10 protein-coding genes are annotated in these 21273 nt (G+C 53.9%); 9 read left to right on the top strand and 1 reads right to left on the bottom strand.

What is annotated here, in order from left to right; all coding sequences use genetic code 11:
* Positions 1-151 precede the first annotated feature (151 nt).
* The 5 genes from K0I63_RS04825 (at position 152) to K0I63_RS04805 (ending at position 11864) form a co-directional block, all read left to right on the top strand.
* Complete coding sequence (locus tag K0I63_RS04825; protein WP_220082730.1) at positions 152-2191, top strand: winged helix-turn-helix domain-containing protein; 2040 nt, start codon at positions 152-154, stop codon at positions 2189-2191.
* Positions 2192-2372: 181 nt separating this feature from the next.
* Complete coding sequence (locus K0I63_RS04820; protein ID WP_220082729.1) at positions 2373-6128, top strand: S8 family serine peptidase; 3756 nt, start codon at positions 2373-2375, stop codon at positions 6126-6128.
* A 76-nt stretch (positions 6129-6204) separates the two neighbouring features.
* Complete coding sequence (locus K0I63_RS20040) at positions 6205-9804, top strand: S8 family serine peptidase (RefSeq protein WP_220082728.1); 3600 nt, start codon at positions 6205-6207, stop codon at positions 9802-9804.
* A 358-nt stretch (positions 9805-10162) separates the two neighbouring features.
* Entirely contained in the window at positions 10163-11077 is a 915-nt protein-coding gene (locus tag K0I63_RS04810) for a tetratricopeptide repeat protein (RefSeq protein ID WP_220082727.1), read from the top strand.
* Between the two features lie 145 nt (positions 11078-11222).
* A complete protein-coding gene (locus K0I63_RS04805; protein ID WP_258406942.1) occupies positions 11223-11864 on the top strand; it encodes a class I SAM-dependent methyltransferase in 642 nt (213 codons plus the stop codon).
* 39 nt (positions 11865-11903) lie between these two features.
* Here K0I63_RS04805 and amrS read toward each other — a convergent pair whose 3' ends face one another.
* Positions 11904-12992 (bottom strand): AmmeMemoRadiSam system radical SAM enzyme, encoded by a 1089-nt coding sequence (amrS, locus tag K0I63_RS04800; protein ID WP_220082725.1) that lies wholly within the window; start codon positions 12990-12992, stop codon positions 11904-11906.
* A gap of 62 nt (positions 12993-13054) precedes the next feature.
* On the opposite strand from amrS, the gene amrB reads away from it, so the two are divergent.
* From amrB to K0I63_RS04780, 4 genes are all read left to right on the top strand, one after another.
* A complete protein-coding gene (gene amrB / locus K0I63_RS04795) occupies positions 13055-13855 on the top strand; it encodes an AmmeMemoRadiSam system protein B (protein ID WP_220082724.1) in 801 nt (266 codons plus the stop codon).
* A complete protein-coding gene (gene amrA, locus K0I63_RS04790) occupies positions 13833-14408 on the top strand; it encodes an AmmeMemoRadiSam system protein A (protein WP_220082723.1) in 576 nt (191 codons plus the stop codon). The genes amrB and amrA overlap by 23 nt, the downstream gene beginning before the upstream one ends.
* A 405-nt stretch (positions 14409-14813) precedes the next feature.
* On the top strand, positions 14814-17879 hold the full coding sequence (locus K0I63_RS04785) for a putative Ig domain-containing protein (RefSeq protein ID WP_220082722.1): 3066 nt from the start codon (positions 14814-14816) through the stop codon (positions 17877-17879).
* Positions 17880-19244: 1365 nt separating this feature from the next.
* Positions 19245-20984 carry an amidohydrolase gene (locus K0I63_RS04780; protein WP_220082721.1) on the top strand — a complete coding sequence of 580 codons (1740 nt, stop codon included), beginning with the start codon at positions 19245-19247 and terminating at the stop codon, positions 20982-20984.
* Positions 20985-21273: the final 289 nt, after the last annotated feature.

Below are 21273 nucleotides of genomic sequence, written 5' to 3'. Positions count from 1 at the left end.
GATGCTGTAATAATAACTATTCAAGGACTCTTGAGCCAAACTCGACTCTCCCCCTATGATGTTCACATAAGAATAACAATAATGTACGGACCCTCATTTAATGACCAAGCTCAACTACCAGATAGGCGGATGCGAATTAGACTGCAAGTTAATGTCATTAAAACACGCAGACAGCAGCATAAAACTCTCCTCCAAAGTCTTCGAACTCTTGATGCTCTTCATCGACAGTCCAGACAATGTCGTCTCACGCCAACAGGCGATCGACACCATCTGGCTAGGCAACGAAGGGGTCGGCAAGAAGGGCTTCACCAACGGCATCTGGGTACTGAGAAAAACCTTTAAGGATCTGGGGGTCGAGGAGGAGGTGTTTAATACCCTGCCTAAACTCGGCTATCAACTCACCCTGACGGTGCAGCCTATCGACAGCCAAACGACCTCAGGCCCGACTCGCTCCTACACCCGTTATGCCGCCCTTGTCGCGATCTCGATCGTTGCTGCTCTGCTCCTTTGGCTAACCTGGAGCGACATTTCCGACGAGCAACCCGTGCAGATCAGCCAGCTACGGCCTGTCACTACTCCCACCAAGCTAAAGGTGACCAACTATGGCGGGGTCGAGGAGCATATCGCCGTGTCCCATGACGGCCAGCGACTGGCCATGCAGTGGCGCGACAACTCCCTGAGCGGCAAGATCTATATCAAGGAGCTGAGTCAGGTCGATGCGCCGCTGACCCTGATCTCCTTCGAGAACAACGAAGAGGCCTCCCCCGCCTGGTCACGCTCCGATGAGAAGCTGGCCTATGTGCGTCTCGACCCGGCCGGAGGCTGTCAGGTCAGGGTACGAAACCTTTTGGATAACACAGACCAGCTCATCGCCTCCGACTGTTTCTATATCCCCTATAAGCGCATCGTCTCCTGGTCTGGGGTCGATGACAAACGCCTGCTCTACGCCAAGAAGATGCAGGACCGCGTGGCCCTGATGGCCTACAACTTCGATACGGCCGAGCATCAGCAGGTGAGTTTTCCCGACAAGAACGAGATAGACTACGCCCCCAAATGGCTGGACCAGGACACCCAGCTGGCCTTTATTCGCGAGCGGGCGGCCTCCAACTTGCTCAGCCTGATCCTACAGACGGGGGACGGCAGTGAACGAGAGCTTATCCAAAACAGTCCCAGCATAGTCGATTTCGACTACTCGGCCCGCGAGCAGCTGTTTTACGTCAACAATCTCGACGGCGCGGCGGCCATCATCTCCCGTATTCGTCAGGACGGCAGCCAACTGGCACCGCTGGCGCAATCTGGCTTACCCAGCAGCATCAGCCTGTCTGACACACAAGCCATGCTCTATGTGACCGAACATATCTCCAAGGAGTACATCACCCAGCAGGCCTATAATGATGGCAAGCAGCTCAGGCGCATCTCCTCCTCCTCCCGTGACATGTATGGCAAGTATGCCAATGCCACTGGCGATATCCTGTTCCTCTCCAACCGCTCCGCCCTCTGGTCGATTTGGCGCAATAACAAGGTGAGCAGCAAGAACATCACTCACTCTCTCGGTAATGTCGGCGTGCCGGCCATCTCCCCCGTGAGCAGCGACTTTGCGGTCAATATCATCTCCGACACGGGCCGCACCCTCTACATAGGCAACATAGAATCTGAGAGCTTTCGCGCCATCGATATCCAGGGGATCGAGGCCGATAACTTGAGCTGGTCGGCGGATGGCGAAGCCCTCTACTTCAAGGGCTTCGCCAAGGAAAAAAACGGCATCTATAAGCTGAATGTCAAATCTGGCGAACTTGTAAAGATCACCCAGCAGCAAGGTGTCTACGCCATCGAGGGACAAGACGCCGACCATCTCTACCTGTCCAAGTTCGATCAGAACGGCATCTGGCATCTGGATCGCACCACGAACCAGATGACGCTGATCACCGACAAGTTAGCCAAGTATGACTATGGCGCCTTCTATTATGAGCAGGGCTATCTCTATTTCTTGAGTCGCGATGCCGAGCGCGACGCCATCATGCGTATCTCACTTGCCGACAAGGAGCACAAGCCTGAGTTAGTGCAAAGTTTTGCCCCAGATGCGGTGCGCAAGTTTTTCGGCCTCTCGCCGGCGGATGGCCACTCCTTCCTGGTCACCCTAAAACTGGCCAACGAGGCCGATGTCTTCGGTTATAAGCTAGTGACAGAATAGCTTTAACTAATTGATCTAATTTGAATTAGATATTTTAAAGAGATAAAAAATGCCCTCATAGAGCAAAAAACGGCGAATAATCGAGACGCCCTTCGTTGTGCGCTTATTACCTTCACGTTATTAAATTGTGACAGTCAAAATCCATTGACTCGACAGCACACAATAACAAGAAGGAAAGGACATGAAATTTACCAAATGCACCCTAGCATTGTGCGTCTCGACCGCCATTCTCTCCAGCGCCCTACAGGCCAAGACTGAATCGATCTCAGCCTTTGGCGTGGATCAGGCACAGACCAGAGCGACCTACACTTTCTCACTGGCGCAGACAGAAAAAGCCGCTGGCCAACTTAGCGCCAAGGAAGTACTCGGCCAACAGGCGCAGCTGCTTAAGCAGATCCAGGCCATAGACCCACAGGCACGCCTGGTGGGCAGCAGCCATCTGCTGGCCAATACGGTCACCGTCGAGGTGCAGCAAGATGCACTGGCCAAGATCCGTGCGCTGGATGCCATCGCCCAAACCTTCCACGGCGAGCAGCTCTTTAGCGAGCAGGCCTCGACAGCCCAGGCTCGCACACGCACCGCCAGCCAAGACGCCAGCAGTCTCAGCGAACAAGATATCGAGCTGATGAGCCCCTACACAGGTAAAGAGACCGCAGGCACAGGCGTCAGCATCGCCATCATCTCTACCGGTATCGACTATACCCTGCCAATCTTCGGCGGCTCTGGCGTCTATGGTGAAGACAATGACCCCGAAACGCCGCCACCGGCTGGCAGCTACCTTGAAGCCCTTGAAAATGGGGCCATCGAATACGCAGGTTTCCCCACTGAGGTGGTGGCCGGGGGCTGGGACTTTGTCAGCGAAAACTATGGCAACGATGCCAACCCAATCGATCAAAACCTAGAATATGAAGCCTATAATGGCTGGGTCTACCCCACAGGCACGGGCACAGAGATCGCCAGCATAGTGCATCAGCTCGCGCCGGGCGCCAAGCTACACGCCTACAAGGTGTATAACGTGATGGAGAAGAACGGCAGGGTATCGGCCTCTGGCCCCAGCCTTAACTCCATTGTCTCGGCCTTTGAACACGCCATGGATCCTAACCAGGATGGTGACACCAGCGATCATCTGGATATCGTCTTGATCGACGCGGCGGGCGCGGGCGCCTTCTTCGACATCGACGGCAACGCCTCCCCTAGCCTGCTGCAGATGCTGATCGAACGCGTCTCGGCTCAAGGCATGACAGTGGTGACCCACGCAGGAAACCTTGGCCTCTACTCGCTATTTGGCGATGCAGAGGCGAAACATCGCAACTGGATCTCCAGCGAAGGTAGCGCCACCTCGGCCATTACCGTCGGCGCCGTCAACCATGGCGAAGATGGCGTGAGCAAGGTCATTCCCGACTGGGCACCTATGGGCCCGGTGCGCGGCTCCCAGGCCCTTAAGCCTGAGATAGTTACCTTTACCGATGAGCAGCCAGTCGCCAAGATCTCTAACCCAGATGAGACCGCCGCCAAGCTGGGGAGTCGTAGCGGCGCCTTCACAGGTGCGGCGCGCATCGCGGCGGCGGCAGCCGTGATCAAGAGCCAGCACCCAGACTTCGGCCCCGCCGAGATCAAGGCCCTGCTGGCCAATACCGCCGACATCTCTTCAATCCTGGAGAGTGACGGTGCGACCCCAGCAGAGCTTTATGCCATGGGCCATGGTGTCGAAAACCTCACCAACGCCATCGCCTCGCCTATCGTTGCCTGGGAAACCAGCAGCAACCAGCCCTATGTGCAGTTCGGCATGCATGAGGTCGCCCAAAGCAAGACGCTGCATAAGCGCATCACCCTGAGAAACCTCTCAGATACGGCGCAAACCTATCAACTCTCCTACAAGATGACCGGGGACAAGGCCGGCTACCAGGCGCTGATCCTGAGCCTGCCCGAGAGCGTGAACATTCCGGCGCACTCGAGCGTGATCCTTCCGCTCACCCTAACCATAGCGGGCGACAAGCTGCCCCAGTGGCCACTGATGGGTACAGGCGACCATGTGGATGCCAACCTCAAGGCCACCGAGCTTAACGGCTACATCAGTCTGAGCGCCGATGATCAGCCCGAGATCAACCTGGGCTGGATGGTGAAGGCACGCAGCAACACCAGCATCACCAAGAAACCCAACGCCATCGAGTACCCCAACTACCTGGGCTACAACCCAGATCTGGGACAGACAGAATGGGAGCACCTGAATTGGGGCCGCGAACTCTATCCAGATACCGAATCTGGCTCACTGAACTATCAGGGCTATGTGGCGTCGTTCGTTAACGAGTCGAACACGCCAACCACCTACCAGGCCTACCCATTGCTGCAGCAAAACCCGACCCTGCCCGAGAAGCTACAGGGGCTGAAGGGGCACATGATAAAGGCGGTCGGTGGCGCTGTCTATGATGACGCCCAGTGCAGCGTGACCGGTAAGAAACTCAATATTGCCGTCAGCCTGTTTCAACCAGCGGATGTGGCTCTGCCCAACTTCTTCGAGCGTGGACCGCGCCTGTTTACCTATGACCTCTTCTATGAAGCCACGGTCAAGGAGAACGGCTGGGACAAGAGCTTCGAAGGCGCCTACATCTATGATGACGCACAGAAGGTGAACCAACCCTTTGTCGCCCTCAACGACAAGGGACAACCCACTACCTATGTGATCGATCTCAACCTGCCTTACGACTATACAAACCCAACGGGCCGCTATAAGGAATCGACACTGCCGACCTTCTTTGCCAACAACGGGAGAAATATCGTGTCGCAGGTCTGTCTGGAAGATATGTTCCACCACGAGCTGGATAGCGTCGAAGATTTCGACCAAAACTTTGGCTTCCATATCGAAACCGACCGTCACACAGGCAAGGCGCAATATGAGCCTATCACTCAGTTCAACCCCATCAAGGGCGGCAGCTACACCACGGAAGAATCTTGCTACCTTGACTGGTTCAGTGGCGAAGAGGTGTGCTCTGAAACCGTATTCGATCGCTCGCTCAAGATAGGTTTCGCCGGTAAGGCGGACGACCAGGTGGTCGGCGATCTGGCCTTCGAGCAGACCTATACGGCTCAGCCTGGTGAGGAAGTCTATATCGCCTCTGTGGGTACCTCTGAGCTAGGTGGTTTTGGCAGGCTGCCCGAGCCTAAGGGTTTCATGGTGGTGAGCCTTAACGACGACTTCATGCAGATAGGCTACAACGCCCTGGTGGACGATGACGGTTCGGCAATTGCAAAAGCCAAAGCCGGACAGGTGTTTAGCGTAGAGGAAAATGCTGAGGTTGGCACAGTCGTCGGCGAGATAGCCCTCGATACCCAGGGTTTCTTTACCTCGGGCTCGAGTTCATATACGGCCTTCGAACTACATATTACCAATACCCTTGTCGGTACACCGTTTGCCATCAATCAGGAGACCTTCGAGCTCTATGTGGCCAATCCTGAGGCCTTGGATTTCGAGAACAACCGCGAGTTCGAAGTCAAGGTCACCTCTCAGCGCGGGAACAGCATAGGCGAAACCGAGACCCTGACCGTCATGGTACAGGACATCAATGACATGGCACCCGAGCTGAATGAAGCAGTTGCAGCGTCACTGAAAGTCGCACCACTGAGCTTCAACTCTGGCTCATCAGCCAGCTTCAATCTGGATGTGAGCGGCCTGTTCACCGACATGGAAGGCAACGGCCTCAGCTACCAGGTCGAAGGCAGCAGCTTCGCCGCCCTGAGCATCTCTGGCACCCAGATAACCGGCCAGGTCGACAGCGAAGGCAGTCATCCTCTGACCATCATCGCCTCCGACGGTGCGCATGAGGTTAGCCACACGCTGCAGATTGAGGCGAGCCAGGCACAGGAAAGCGACGATGGTGGCGCCCTGGGCTGGCTATCGCTACTGCTGGGACTGACGGCCATGGTTCGTCGCCGCCGCTAGGCAGCTCCTGAGTCTTCACATGATTGGGATAGCCAATGTTGGCTATCCCGCTTCTCGCCACTATTAAGGTATTCAAATGAAATCAAGTCGTAGAAATTTGTTACTGAGTGCACTCTCGGTTGCCATCGCCAGCGCTTGCTATGCCAACCCTGGCGCCGCAAGCTTTAGCGATGATACCAAGCCACTGCAGACCATTATTCCCGGCCAAGAAAAACTCAAACTCGAACGCGCCGATAAACAACGCAGCGACGGCATGTACTTCGTCCGCTTCAAAGAGGCCCCGGTCGCCAGCTATGATGGCTCGCTGGCGGGCTTTGCCGCCACCAATATTCAAGTCAACCAGTCAAACAAGCAGGCATCTGGTCTGCTGAACAGCCAATCCAAGGCCAGCCTGCAATACAGAGGCTACCTGAAGCAGCAACAAGCCAAGGTCAAGCAGAGACTAAACGGCAAACTCAAACGTATTCTGACCCCGACCCAGGAATACCAGCTGGTCGTCAACGCCATGGCGGTAAAGCTTAAGCCGGGTGAGGCCGACATCATAGCCAAAGACCCTGAGGTTTTGAGCGTAGAGCCCATAGGCCTGCACTTTATTCAAACCTCCACCGGGCCCGAGTTCATCGGCGCCAAGCAGGTCTGGCAGGGCGATGAAATCGTCGAGGCTACAAAAGGGGAAGGGGTAATCGTCGGCGTGATGGACACAGGGATCAACGCCAATCACCCCTCCTTTGCTGAGGTGGGCGCCGATGGCTACCAGCACAAGAACCCGCTAGGCGACGGCCAGTACCTGGGGGATTGCCAGCAGTATAGCCAGTTTTGTAACGGCAAACTCATAGGCATCATCAGCTATCCCGAGCTTATCCAATATCGTCAGGACACGGCCGATAGCCTGGACGATCCCGCCTATGACGATCTCGCCAACAAGGTCAAGGTGGGCTATGACTTCAACGGCCATGGCTCCCATGTGGCCTCTACCGCGTCGGGCAATATACTGCACGACGTCAACTTCTACCTGCAGGTGCAGGAGGAAGATGGCACAGTCATCGCCGAAAAGAGCGCCTTCGAATTTGACGCCATCAGCGGCGTGGCCCCCCATGCCAACCTAGTGTCCTACCAGGTGTGTGACGATGCCGGCTCCTGTTATCCAGAATTTACCCTCAAGGCGATTGAACATGCCATAGAGAACGGGGTACAGGTGCTTAACTACTCTGTGGGCGGCTCGGCCAAAGACCCTTGGTCCTCCATCGACGCCGAAGCCTTCCTCAACGCCCGCGAGGCGGGTATTCATGTGGCGGTGGCCGCGGGTAATGCGGGCCCAAGCGCCAGCACCATAGGCTCGCCGGGCAACGCCCCCTGGGTGACGACGGTCGCCGCCTATACCCACGATCTCGAGTTTAAACAGAAATCCCTCACCAACATGAGCGGCGGCGAGACGCCGCCAGGCGACTTGATGGGTTTTGGCGTGACCAAAGGGGTGAGCGGCAAGGTGGTTCTGGCGGCTAGCGTCGATTCTGACAACGCCCAGTGCACCGACCCTTTCGAGGCCGGCAGCTTCGATGGTGAGATCGTCGTCTGTGAACGCGGAACCAACGCGCGGGTGCGCAAGGGGATCAATGTAAAAGAAGGCGGCGCCGGCGGCATGATCTTGATAAACATGTCTGATGGCGTAGATTCGCTGCACAATGACAACCATGTTCTGCCTGCCATTCAGCTTAATGCCGCCGATGGCGAGCGTCTGACCCAGTGGCTGGCCAGCGGTGAAGGTCACCAGGCGACAATTGGAGCCACAGAAACCACGAGAAACGCCAGCCTGGGGGATATCGCTGGGGTCTTCACCTCTCGCGGGCCTAACCTGCCCTATCCCAACATCTTCTCGCCGGATATCGCCGCGCCCGGGGTCGATATCTACGCCGCCAACGCCGAAGACAGGCTGTTCGAGGGGCAGATTGGCCATATTCCATTCGCCAGCTTGTCCGGCACCTCTATGGCCACGCCCCATGTGACCGGCGCCTATGCCCTGCTCAAGGCCGCGCATCCAGACTGGACACCGGCTCAGGCACAATCGGCCTTCATGAGCACCGCCCATCAGACCACCTACAAGGACGATGACTATGATGGCACCTTAGAACGCTCCGACTTCTTCGACCAGGGCGCGGGCAGCCTCCGTATCAACCAGGCGCTGAAGGCAGGCCTGCTGCTGGATATCGACAAGGCTGGATACCTGGCGGCCAACCCTGAGATGGGCGGCGATCCCAGTGCGCTCAACACCAGCTCCATGGTGCAAAACCAGTGTATCTCCAACTGCAGCTGGACCCGCACCGTCACCGCGCCCCAGGCCAGCAGCTGGAGCGCCGAGTATGAGTATCTCAATCCAGGCTTCACCCTGGAGGTGATCCCATCGAGCTTCTCCCTCAACGCGGGGGAATCTCAGGTGCTCACCATCAAGGCGACCGCCAACATCAACCTAGTGGATGAGTGGGTGCACGGCTACATCAAGCTTAACAATGCCGACACCAGCATGAGCGACACCCACCTGCAGGCCACCATAGGCTTCAAGGCCGGCCAGGTGGCCGAGGAGGTCTCTGCCGAGATGAACAATGTCGATAACCAGCTGGTGATCGAAGATATCTTCACCTCGGGCAGTAACGCACTCCAGGTCAAGGGCTTCGGCCTGTATAAGGCGCAGTCCTTCACCGGCAGCGCGATTGGTTCCTCTAACGATGCCGAGCGTGGCAGCCCGCACTCGAATCCTGAGGTGATCTTCAGCGTGCCCACCGTGGTCAAGCCCTACACCAAACGCCTGGTGGTAGAGATAACCGACACCACCTCACCCGACATGGATCTCTATGTCGGCATAGATGAAAACGGTGACGGCATGCCAGATGCCTATGAGATGTACTATTCACTGCTCTGTCTGAGCGGCGAGATAGACTCTAAGGAGCGCTGCGTCCTGGAAAATCCGCCAACCGGCAACTATTGGATATTTGCCCACAACTATGAGGGCAGGGTCGAAGATGAGGCCGACGAGGTGACCCTGGAGATCACCCATGTGAACTACAGCAACCAGGCAAGTTTCGACATCACGGCCCCAAGCCAGGTGGCGCAGGATGAGCGCTTCGACGTGAGCCTGTCGGTCAACGGCTATCTGGATGACAGCCTGAGTCTGCAGCCGCTTGAAGCCGGCGAGACCTACTATGGCCTGCTCGAGATGGGCACCACAAGCGAGCTTAAGCGCAACATAGGCACCACCCTGATCAAGGTAAAAGGCCTAGAGCCGGTTGAGGTGCCGCAAAACACCGCGCCCGTGCTGGCCAATCCGATTGCCGACCTTCAGACCCAGCTAAGCGAACAGGGAAGCGCAGTGGTCAGCCTAGATCTCAGCCAGGTCTTTAGCGACGCCGAGGGCGATACCCTCACGCTATCGGCGACGGGTGTCGAAGGTATAACCTTAGATGGCACTCAGCTTGAGATGAGCTTTACCGCCAGCGGCGAGTACCTAATAGTCATCTCTGCCAGCGATGGAGAATTGGTTACAGAGACGCAATTTACCGTCACTGTGACAGCGGCGCCGATAGTACCTGTCGAGCCACCGAGTGAATCGAGTGGTGGCGGCAGCCTGGGTTACTTCGCCCTGCTACTACTTGGTCTCTCAGGCCTTAGACGCCGCCAGTGCTAATGGCGAGTGGTGACTAACGCAATCGTTTAACCAACCACCGGCAACAGGGACGTTTGCCGGTTTTTTTAGCTCATCCTATTTCCCCAACACCGAATCTCCTCTCCCATCCTCTCGGCGTTCAACATCGACAGTCATCGGCAAATTCGGTGGCTAATTCATCCAGTCGCTCAGCGACTAAATCACCAGCAAATTCACCAGCTAATTCACCAGCTAATTCACCAACTAATTCACCAACTAATTCTCCACCAAGTTCGGCAACTAATTCGGCTACAGATTCGCATAGCCATCGATATCTTGTTAGTGTGGTAGCGCGGCCTAAGTGCCGGATTAGATATGATTACTGCCAAAGGACTCTGTTATGTTACGTTCGTTGACCGTTTGCCTGCTGTTACTCCTCGCCCCCGCCTTCCATCTCGCCGCCGCTCAAGCGACTGCGGCTCAACAAGAGCCTGCGGCCAAGCAACAAGCGCCCTTAACCCAACAAGAGGCCATGCCCCACTCCCAGACGCCTATCCTCGACCGTCCCCTGGTGGAGCGTTACATACTGGATGAGCTCAAGGCATTGAGGATGGAGCAGCAAGATCTCGAGCGCCGCCTGACGGTGGAGATCACCGACCGTGAGCTGGCGGTGGCTGACAAGTCGCTGAACTATGCCAACGTGACGGTAACCTACTTCTTCTACATCATCGCGGGTGTCGCATCCTTGATCGCCTTCATCGGCTGGCAGTCGCTTAGAGAGATCAAGACCAACACCGCCAAGCTGGCGGCCGAGCAGCTGCAATCCATCACAGAGCAATACGAAGAGAAGTTTAAGGTGCTGGAGCAAGACCTTAAGCGTAAGAGCCGCATCATCACCAAGAACAACCGCGAGATCGAGATCATCAACGAGATCCACACCCTCTGGCTACACGCCCAAAGTGCCCAGACCCCAGAGCAGAAGATCGCCGTCTATAACGAGATCCTCACCATACGCCCGGGTGACCTCGAGGCGATGACCTACAAGGCCGATGCCGCCATGGAGATGCGCGAGTTTAACTGGGCGCTAAGCCTGTGTAACCGGGTGCTCGAGGTCGACGGCAGCAACGCCCACGCCCTCTACCAGCGCGCCTGCGCCTTCGCCTGTCTGGGCCAGGAGGAGCGCGCCCTGTCGGATTTGGAGCAGGCTATAGAGAACAGCGTCTCCTTCAAGGAGGTGGCCGCCAACGAGGATGACTTCAGCAACCTGAGAAGCAACCCCAGGTTCGACATACTGATCTCCTCCAGCGAGAGCTAACAATTAGACGCTACTAGGCAACAAACCTCTCCCTAAGCTAAGCGGCGCGGGTGTCCCTTTTCGCCGCTAACGCCCATACTTAAATAAGCCATTCATCATATGCCGCCGTGAGCCTGTGGGCGCGGCGTGTGAACGGGAGGCCGATATGTCACGTATCATCGCCTATTGTTACGACAGCTTCATGCGCGGGCCCGAGCAGGCCTGTCTCATCGACTGGCGCCGTAACTTACTTAGCCAGGTCAGCGGCCGGGTGCTGGAAATTGGCGCCGGTACCGGTGCCAGCCTACCCCTCTATCCGAAAGGCGCAGATCTGGAGCTGGTGCTGACCGAGCCCGACATCGACATGATGCGCCTCTTGGAGAAAGCCGTCGCCGAGCGCCCGGGTAGCCATATCACCCTGCTGGACTGCCCGGCAGAGTCCATCGACAGTGAGGATTCGAGCTTCGACTGGGTGTTTGTCTCCCTGGTGTGCTGCACGGTCCAGGACCTGCCCGGGACTCTGGCGGAGATCTGGCGGGTACTCAAACCCGGTGGTCGCCTGCTGTTTCTCGAGCATGTCGCGGCCGAACCTGGGACTCGCAGGCGCCGCTGGCAAGACAGACTCAACTTCATCTGGCGCCGTATCGCCGGCAATTGCCACCTCAACCGCGAGACGGAGGCGCAGATCCGCCGCGCGGGCTTCGAGATAGAGTCGATCACCCGAGAGAGCATGCGCAAGGCGATGCCCCTGGCCAGGCCGACGATTCGCGGTGTGGCGCGAAAGCCCCTAGCCCCATCTGAGCTCTAAGCCCCAGCTAAGCCGCAAGCATCGTCTCAACCATTCACCTCAGTCGCGATGGATCCGCACCGCGATCCGCCGTGCGCCAAAGTCTTCCCGCACCTTGGCGAAGCGTCCCGGCAGCGGCGCGCCGCAGTATCGGCAGGCACCCTGCTCATCCAGCGCATATTGCCCGAGCTGATACCAGTCACGCTCGATCAGGCGTTTGTGACAGCTGGCGCAGTAGGTGGCGTCGGAATCTGGGTCATGCACATTGCCGCAATAGACATAATGCAGGCCGTGGTTGAGGGCGATACGCCGCGCCCTTTGTAGCGTACTGAGCGGTGTCGGCGGCCTGTCCAGCAGCTTAAAGTCGGGATGAAAGGCGCTGAAATGCAGCGGTACATCTGGCCCCAGGTTTTCCACTAGCCACTGACACATGGCATTGAGCTCCTCATCGCTATCGTTCTCGCCGGGGATCAACAATGTAGTTATCTCAAACCATACCTGGGTCTCATGCTTGAGATAGAGCAGGGTCTCAAGCACAGGTTGCAGCTGGCCGTGGCAGATCTTGTGATAAAACGACTCACTAAAGGCCTTGAGATCGATATTGGCCGCGTCCATATAGCGATAAAACTCAATCCTCGGTGCCTCACAGATATAGCCCGCGCTCACCGCCACGCTCTTAAGCCCAAGTTCATGGGCCGCCTGGGCGGCATCTATGGCGTACTCCATAAACACCACAGGGTCGTTATAGGTAAAGGCGATGCTCTTGCAGCCGTGACGACGGGCGGTGGCCGCCAGCTCGTCTGGCATGGCACTGTCGCACAGGGTATCCATCTGCCGCGACTTACTCATGTCCCAGTTTTGACAGAAGAGACAGCTCAGGTTGCATCCGGCGGTGCCGAAACTCAGCACGCTTGAGCCGGGGTAGAAATGGTTCAGCGGCTTCTTCTCGATAGGGTCGATACAGAAACCCGAGGAGCGACCATAGCTGGTCAGCACTATCTCGCCTTGATGGTGCATGCGCACGAAGCAGGCACCGCGTTTACCCTCGCGCAATGTACACTTGCGCGGGCAGACGTCGCAGCACACCCGCCCGTCATCCAGGGCATGCCAATATTGGGTCGGAAAGTATGCCGGTGGTGCAGTTAACATGGGAGTTTGCCTGTCGTTGACCTACACTGAAAGTATAGTTGACGCCCTGCTAGGGGAGAGAGATGAAGTACCGACAAGCCGCCGTCGCCGGGCGATTCTATCCGGCCGAACCAGGACTACTCACACAGCAACTTACCCACTATTTCGGCCAGGCTCCCAGCGTTCACATTATCCCTAAGGCCCTCATTCTGCCCCACGCCGGTTATCTCTATTCCGGCGAGGTGGCCGCCAAGGCGGTAAACCTGCTGCGCAACCGCCCAGACGGCTATCGGCGCGTCGTCCTGTTAGGCCCCAGCCACTATGTGGGCCTCAACGGCTGCGCCCTGCCCCGCAGCGACAGCTTCATCACCCCCATGGGTGAGATCCCCATCGACAGAGTAGGCATAGAGCTGCTGCTCAACCGCCGACTCGCTATCGCCTCCGACATGGCCCATCAGAGAGAACACGCCCTGGAGGTGGAACTGCCGCTACTGCAATTCTGCCTGGACGACTTCATCCTGCTGCCCGTGGTGGTGGGCGGCGCCAGCCCAGAGTCGGTGTGCCAGCTGATCCAGGCGGTCGCCGATAGCAATACCCTGATCGTGGTCAGCAGCGATCTCAGCCACTATCACCCCTATCTGGATGCCAACCGGATAGACACTGACACCCGCAGCCACATACTGGCGCTCGACCCACACCTGGCGCCGGAACAGGCCTGCGGCTGTCATGCCCTCAACGGCCTGCTGGCCTATGCCAGGCTAATGAATTGGCAGATAAAATGCGTCACTCACACCAACTCGGGTGACGTGACCGCGCGCGCCCAGGCCCGCCGCCCGCGGGATGATGAGGAGGTGGTCGGCTATGCCAGCTTCGCCCTCTATTGAACTGACCACCAGCGACAAGGCCTGCCTGCTGGATCTGGTGTGGCAGGTGATAGATGCCGGGTTAACACAGGGAGGATTGACGCTACCAGAGGCTCCCGAGAGTGAGGCCCTACTCACCCCGGCCGCCTGTTTCGTCACTCTGCACCAGGGCGGTGAACTCAGGGGCTGTATCGGCCGGGTAGATGCCTGCGAGCCCCTGTGGCTATGCGCCTGCGAAAACGCCTATGGCGCCGCCTTTAAGGATCGCCGCTTCGCCCGGCTGCGAAGTGAAGAGCGCGAGTCGCTCACCTTAGATATCTCTATCCTCTCGCCGCTCACTCCTATGGAAAACCAGGGGGAAGCGGCCTTGTGCTCCAGCCTGCGTCCCAACATCGACGGCCTACTCATGGATGACGGCCACCGCCGCGCCCTGTTTCTGCCCTCGGTATGGCAGAGCCTGCCAGATCCCAAAGACTTCGTTTCCGCCCTCAAACAGAAAGGCGGCTGGCCCCAAGATTATTGGCGTGACACCATCACGCTGCAGAGGTTTACCACTCAGGTAGTGAAGGATTGAATGCTCTCCAATGTTTAGTTTTCACACCTTTCAGACTTTCTCGACTTTCCTTATTACTTATAAATTTCTACCCCTCTTTGGCATGTACAAAATTCAACCAATCAGAGCGATGATAATTTAATAAGTTCGATTGCAGATGCAGCAACAAGGGCATTTGGCACATATCGAACTCACCTTCGAATACAATTAAGCCAATACTAAAGTTAACAAGTTTATTTAAAAATGTTGCACTTTTGTTTATAAGCCTGTATTTTTCTCGCTCAATTATTCTGTTCATTTCCTCAACTAATTCAATAAAGCGAAATGCTCAAAATAATCGCTAACGCTAATATAAGCGGCGAATAAATAGCACACTGACTTTGGGTGTGCTTTAGGAATTTTTACTTTAAATGGATGTTGCCCCATATGATCACCACTAAACCTCTCTGTTGGTTGGCTGCTCTCGGCCTACTGTCTTCATTTCAATCTTACGGCGTTGTCTATAGCGAAGCTCAAACGGCGGCTATCACCGAAAATATGCAGCATGCATTGGCCGTTGAAAATACAGGCATAGTTAATGAAGGTCATATTCATGACATTTATCAATTCTATGCATCGAATAAGCTAGCAGTAGGCATAGACGATCATTACTTGCATACTTTTTTTGCAAAGGATGACAACACCATAAGCTATATGGGTAAGCAAAGCATCGGTGAAGAGGACTACTATAGCAACCGCGACAATATCTCTTTGAGTCCTGATGCTAAGTTCATGTATTTAAAGAAAAGCAAAGACAATATCTATCAGATCGAGGTGATGACCTTAGATTCTGAAAATAAAGAGTGGGAAACCAAGTTTACCTATACCAGCATAGGGACTCAGTCTATCGATTATGGCACCCAGAGCCAGATCTCTGACGATGGAAACTATCTCTTTATGTGGAGTAGTTATCAAAGAAATCTATCTATTGCGAAGAGAGATAAAGTTACTGGCGAGCTTAGCCCTTTAATACTGGTCAAAAGCGATAAACTCCCCTCAAGAGTGGAAGGAGTTGAATATGATGAAGCCAACCAGACTTTGCTCATTTTTGGCCAAGGCAGTCCCTATGACTCGACCTCGGCATTAATTGCACTCAAAATCGACTCAATAAATGGATCGGCAACCGAAATTGCCCGACTCCCACTGAGCGGCACCTACCAAAATATTGATTACATCCAATTCGATCCTAATACCAAGAATATATTTATCATTGAGAGTGGTAATATTAACGTCTACCACTTAGATGAAACCAATAACACGTTAACGACCAGCTACAGTGATTCTACCTACAATACTTTCAATACCTATGTAAGCAGTAAGTCAGTCAGGTTAATTGACGGCAAGTTATTTGTTCAGCAAAGTAATAATCTTGCCAAAATTTATCGCTTTAATGACGGTACTTCACCTTCTTTTTCACTGGAAGACACAGTCACCACCAGTGTCTATTTGAATCAACTGGCAATCGCAGATGGACTCGGCTGGAGAATGATGAATGAAAAGGCCGAACTCTTTGCCAACAGCTCCACGGCTTATGACTTTGTCAAAAAAGATACCCTCGCCGATGGTCAACAAAATATGCCAATATTTGGTAATTCAAGAACCCAAATCGCCTTTATCGAGTCACTCGATATCATTGTTGCTATTGATAGACAAGGCATCTATTCAATGCTCGCCGACGCAAGCGCTCAAACCCCACTCTATTCTACGACATGGGAACAATTGGGTTTCGATATTAATGCATCGCCGTTCATAGATAGGGTCGTCGTTAAAGGGAATAACATACTCCTCGCGGGGAGATATTTTAACTTTACACCGAGTTCGCAAAATGACCGCTTTATGGCCCTTAAGGTCGATGATAAAGGGGTCATTTCGACAGAGGTGAAACCACTGACCGTATCGGGAAATCCATTTTACTACCAAAGTAACAACAATTCTGCCCAGTTTGACCCGAGCAGCGGAGTCGCGGCATTTCTGTCACAAGATGGCGGCTATGCATTCTTTAGCCTGGATGCGGACAATAATCCAACTTTTATCGACACCTTAGACTCAGCCCTCTTTAACACTTATTACTACTATAGGAGCTTAGGCTTCGTCGACGGAAAACCCTATGTCTGGGACAGAGAAAACGCTAAATTCTATTTCGTCGATGTCGATGTTGCTAACAAGGACGTCGATCTTGGAGATGGCATAGATCTTTCGGGTTCGGTCCCCAATGACGCAGTAAGCATCACAAATGGCAAGAACATCTATTTTATAAACGACTCCGCAGTATCGAGTTATAAGATCAATGACGATCTCAGCCTGTCATTTATGTCGACCTCTTTTGTTTCAGGGCTTTATTCCAATGACTTAACCTTCATATCTGAAGATTACGTCGTAAACGCCAATTATAATAGTCTGAACAGCTATGCTATCGACAGACAGAGCGGCGCCTGGAAAAAGCTAGAGAGCATCATGGCTGAGGATTTAGGTGTGTCAGGCTTAAATACCAGCAAGATAGCCTATGGCGACTCGGTAAAACAAAACCTGATCTTTAACGCGAACATTAATTACTCCACCAACATACTAATGCGTGCCGATCTCGCGACCAGCCCCGTTTTGACCTCTGCGCTCTTGCCCCTACTAGCGAATGAAGGTGAGAAAGTCGAACGTAATATCAGCGAGTTTGTATTTGACGCCGACAATGATGATCAACTCATCTTTAGTTCTGCCAACCTGCCTTCTGATGCCGAGCTAACTGAGTCGGGCGTGCTCACCTATGACACGACAAGCCATGACTCGGGTGAACTCGATATCCTGGTGACCGACAGTAATGACATGACACTCAGCATAAGCTTGCCTTTCTTGGCTAACAGGGCACCAGTCGTTGAAGCCATAGACACCTATTGGATCAATCCAGGAGAGAACATCACCTTTAACCTCGCCGATGCGGTAAGCGATTCAGAGGGCCAAGACTTCAGCTTTACAAAGGATGAAGGCTCGGCGCTTGAGGTGAATGCCCTCGGCATGGCTTACGGGCAACTCACCCAAGCAGGTGAACATCAGGTACTCGCCACAGTTACAGACACCTTAGGTGCCAAAGCCTCTGTGTCTGCTACCGTCCAGGTGAATTCAGCCCCAGCAGCTTCTGGCCTTGGTGCGGTGTCACTCAAAGCTGGCGAAGCAGTCACTCGCGATTTAGCCAGCGCATTTACCGATGCAGATGGTCATGCCCTTAGCTTCTCAGCCGTTGGCCTACCATCGGGTATCAGTCTGAGTGCACAAGGCCAACTTAGCGGTAGCAGCAAGGTCACGGGTAAATCAAGCGTAGTGGTCACGGCTACCGACACCATGGGACTGAGCACTAGCGCAAACCTCTCTGTCGATATCAAAGAAGAGAGTTCAGGTGGCGGTAGCTTGGGATACCTGGTCTTGCTGCTCCTCCCATTGGCTATCCGCAGAAAATTCCATTAATGGTTAACCTTGGCCTTTAGCTCGATGGCAAGACGCTCATCAGGTTAGAGGCGCTCCCTTTGCCTAGATTGAATGGCACTCAAATCCCCCTCACCTTGGGGGATTTTTTTGCTGCAACACACGGCAGGGGATTTGCACCTAGCGGCGCTGCTTTGGCCAAGTAGCAGTTGGCGTCGGCGGGAGGTTAGCTTCTGGTGAATTGCCTATTCGGGAAGGGAGGCACATTGTAATTAATGTGCGAAAAACTGAGTGTTGGCAGTTAACGTCGCGGTCGTTGGCTAAGTGGATTTGAAGGTCGTACCTTCATTGTTACCTAACGCCTGCCCGGCGGGGGAATATGGAGACACGCTGTAATTAGTGTCCGAATAATTGAATGCGGGCGCATAGCTTCGCAGCCGTTAATTAAGTGAGTTTGAAGGTCGCACCTTCGCTGCAATTTATAGCCTGCGGCTCGCTTATGTGCAGATACATCTGCTACACGCCAACTCTTTATATCGAGAGTCTTCCCTGTAGGCTCGTCGATGGCATCTGACCTCCATGGATGGAGGGAATGCCGAAAAATGTAGGGAACATTTTCGGCCCCGCTTTCGAAGCTCACCGGCGTATCTACACTCGGTATCCAACGTCTCTTCGATTTGGCTTCATTGTTGTCGATTGGGAAGCAGCATTTGGCTGCATTGATATTGGCGGGAGATTTGAAGGTCGCACCTTCATTTGTGACTTATCGCCTGCCCGCCGGGGGATGTGCAGATACTCCTGTGACGCGCCTTGAATAAGTCCCTTTAGGCTCTGCGAAATCATCTGACCCCATGGATGGAGGGAATGCCGAAGAATGTCGGGAACATTTTCGGCCCAGCTTTCGAAGCTCACCGGCGTATCTACACTCGGTATCTAACGTCTCTTCGATTTTGCTTCATTAGTTATCGATAAAAGAAACCAAACACACTGCTGGCACGGCGGTACTGATCTCCATGGTTGTAGGGAATGTCAAAAATATAGATAAAATTTTTGGCCCTGCCGCCGAGAGCCAAAAGTGTGCTTACACTCGGTATCCAACACCTCTTCGATTTGGCTTCATTGTTGTCGATTGATAAGGAGCATTTCGCCACATCTGTATTTGCAGGAGATTTGAAGGTCGCTGCTTCACTGTAAATTAACGCCTGCCTGGAGTTAGCTATCTAATGGGTAGACGTCATTTGTTATCGTCAACTGCCACTGGCTTGTGAAACTTTGTCATAGTTTCAATCGCTTCCTATACTTCGCCAGTGCCCTCTTATTCCACTTAATAGGGGGCACACCATATCAAGGTTTAGACGCAGAAGATTTCCCCTCTCTAAGGTTACTGCACAAGGGAGCACGACACGCATGATTTTAACGCCACGACTTCTCATCACACTCATCTTACTATTGCCAGGGTTAGCACTGGCAGAAAATGCCACAAAGCTTAATGGCCAAGCAGATTACGCACTTATTAATGCTAAGGTTTACACGGTTAACAAGGCACAGCCATGGGCCGACGCGATAGCCGTTCAAGGTAACAAAATTACTTATGTTGGTAACGCAGAAGGGCTCAAAGATCGGCTCGGAACGACCACAGAAGTGCTAGACCTTAAGGGTAAGATGGTACTTCCCGGTTTTGTCGAAGGCCACTTTCACACGGTTGCCGGGGCAATGATGGCCAGGGGGCTAGATCTACAGTCCGACGACAAACAGGAGATTTTTGACCGTATCCGTAAGTATGTTAAAGACAATCCAGATCTTGACGTTATTGTAGGCTATGGCGTGCGCTACAGTACCTTTGGTAAAGAGCTCCCCACGGCTGCCATGCTTGATGAGATCGAATCTGACCGGCCAATGTATTTCTGGGCAATCGATGTCCATGCGGCCTGGGTAAATTCTAAGGCATTAGAATTGGCAAAGGTCGACAAAACGACGCCAGAGCCTGCCCCCGGTTATTCTTATTTTGTCCGAGATGATGACGGCAATCCTTCCGGTTGGGCGTTTGAATTTCCGGCACAGTTGAAAGTGCTTTCAGCACTGGTCGATTTCAACATCGATTACAGTCGAAGTGGCGTTGAAGAGTGGCTCCCACGCTTTTCTGCGGCTGGAATTACTAGCGTATTCGATTACGGAGTACTGGGTTTAACAACCGAAGAAGGCTTCCAGCTGCTAAGCGACCTCGCTGGCGAAGGTAAGCTGCCAATACGCGTGCAGGGTTCCTATTTCTGGAACGATCCTAAGATCGATCCTATTCCAATCGTGCAGAAGCTAAGCAAACAGTTCAATACGGATCATGTTAGCGTCAAGGCACTCAAGATTAACATGGATGGTGGTGACGAAAAATGGAACGCCCTCTTCACTAAACCTTGGGAAGACAAACCTGAAATAGTAGTAGAGCCGATTATCCCATACGAAGTGTTAAACCAAGTGGTCATTAGGGCCGATAAATTGGGCATTAATGTTACTTGCCACTGTTTTGGCGACCTCGCCGTGCGCAAATTGCTCGATGCGATTGAGGGGGCAATCAAGGTAAACCCAAATCGGGAGCGCCACCATGTGGCCAGCCATGCCGTTCTCGTCGATGAGGCAGATATTCCACGCTTTGGCAAACTGGGCGTGACATATGACTCTACAGGCGCCTGGATGAGCTTTGATCCCCTGTTACAGTCAATCACTACAGATCGCGTTGGCTCAAAACGAGTACAAGCCATGTTTCCGATGCGAAAAATCGCCGAAACGGGTGGCAATATTTCACTCGGCGCAGACTGGCCTGCTGCGGGCTATATTTCCGAATATCGCCCCCTATATGCTATACGCACAGCGGTCACCCGCCAGTTACCGGGTCGCGATGATGTGCCGCCACTAGGTGGAGAAGAGGCAAGACTGCCACTTGAATTGGCGATTTATGCCCAGACACTGGGGTCTGCCTATGGCATGGGCCTGAACGACAAAATTGGTTCTCTGGAGGTCGGCAAATATGCAGACCTCATAGTGCTTGATAAAAACTTGTTCGACATTGAGCCACACTCGATTCACGATGCTAAGGTGTTGTTTACCATGATGGATGGTAAGACAGTGTTCGATGCACTGAAACACCAGAAATAGCGCTAAGGAACATCATTGAAACTTCTTACTTTCACGGCCGAGGACCCAACTTAAACCTCGGCCGTACACTATCGCCTGCCTGCCGGTGCACTATAGGGAGGTATCGATATCGATATCGTGATCGCTGGAGTCTGTGATCTTCCCTACATCACGCCTACATTTCTCCTATCCCTATGGGTCAAATGTCAAAGAGCGGCCCTGATTCACAGGCTAACCAGCCTATCTACACTGGGTATCGACACTCGGTATCTAACGTCTCTTCGATTTGACGGCATTAGTGTGAATATGG

The organism is Shewanella rhizosphaerae (assembly GCF_019457655.1).
Taxonomy (GTDB): Bacteria; Pseudomonadota; Gammaproteobacteria; order Enterobacterales; family Shewanellaceae; genus Shewanella; species Shewanella loihica.
This window is presented reverse-complemented; position numbering and strand designations above follow the sequence as displayed.

What these genes read in the sequence shown, in the direction of transcription:
- K0I63_RS04825 (WP_220082730.1), top strand. Translation starts at nt 152, where the DNA reads ATGTCATTAAAACACGCAGACAGCAGCATAAAACTCTCCTCCAAAGTC.
- K0I63_RS04820 (WP_220082729.1), top strand. Translation starts at nt 2,373, where the DNA reads ATGAAATTTACCAAATGCACCCTAGCATTGTGCGTCTCGACCGCCATT.
- K0I63_RS04805 (WP_258406942.1), top strand. Translation starts at nt 11,223, where the DNA reads ATGTCACGTATCATCGCCTATTGTTACGACAGCTTCATGCGCGGGCCC.
- amrB (WP_220082724.1), top strand. Translation starts at nt 13,055, where the DNA reads ATGAAGTACCGACAAGCCGCCGTCGCCGGGCGATTCTATCCGGCCGAA.
- K0I63_RS20040 (WP_220082728.1), top strand. Translation starts at nt 6,205, where the DNA reads ATGAAATCAAGTCGTAGAAATTTGTTACTGAGTGCACTCTCGGTTGCC.
- amrS (WP_220082725.1), bottom strand. Translation starts at nt 12,992, where the DNA reads ATGTTAACTGCACCACCGGCATACTTTCCGACCCAATATTGGCATGCC.
- amrA (WP_220082723.1), top strand. Translation starts at nt 13,833, where the DNA reads ATGCCAGCTTCGCCCTCTATTGAACTGACCACCAGCGACAAGGCCTGC.
- K0I63_RS04780 (WP_220082721.1), top strand. Translation starts at nt 19,245, where the DNA reads ATGATTTTAACGCCACGACTTCTCATCACACTCATCTTACTATTGCCA.
- K0I63_RS04785 (WP_220082722.1), top strand. Translation starts at nt 14,814, where the DNA reads ATGATCACCACTAAACCTCTCTGTTGGTTGGCTGCTCTCGGCCTACTG.
- K0I63_RS04810 (WP_220082727.1), top strand. Translation starts at nt 10,163, where the DNA reads ATGTTACGTTCGTTGACCGTTTGCCTGCTGTTACTCCTCGCCCCCGCC.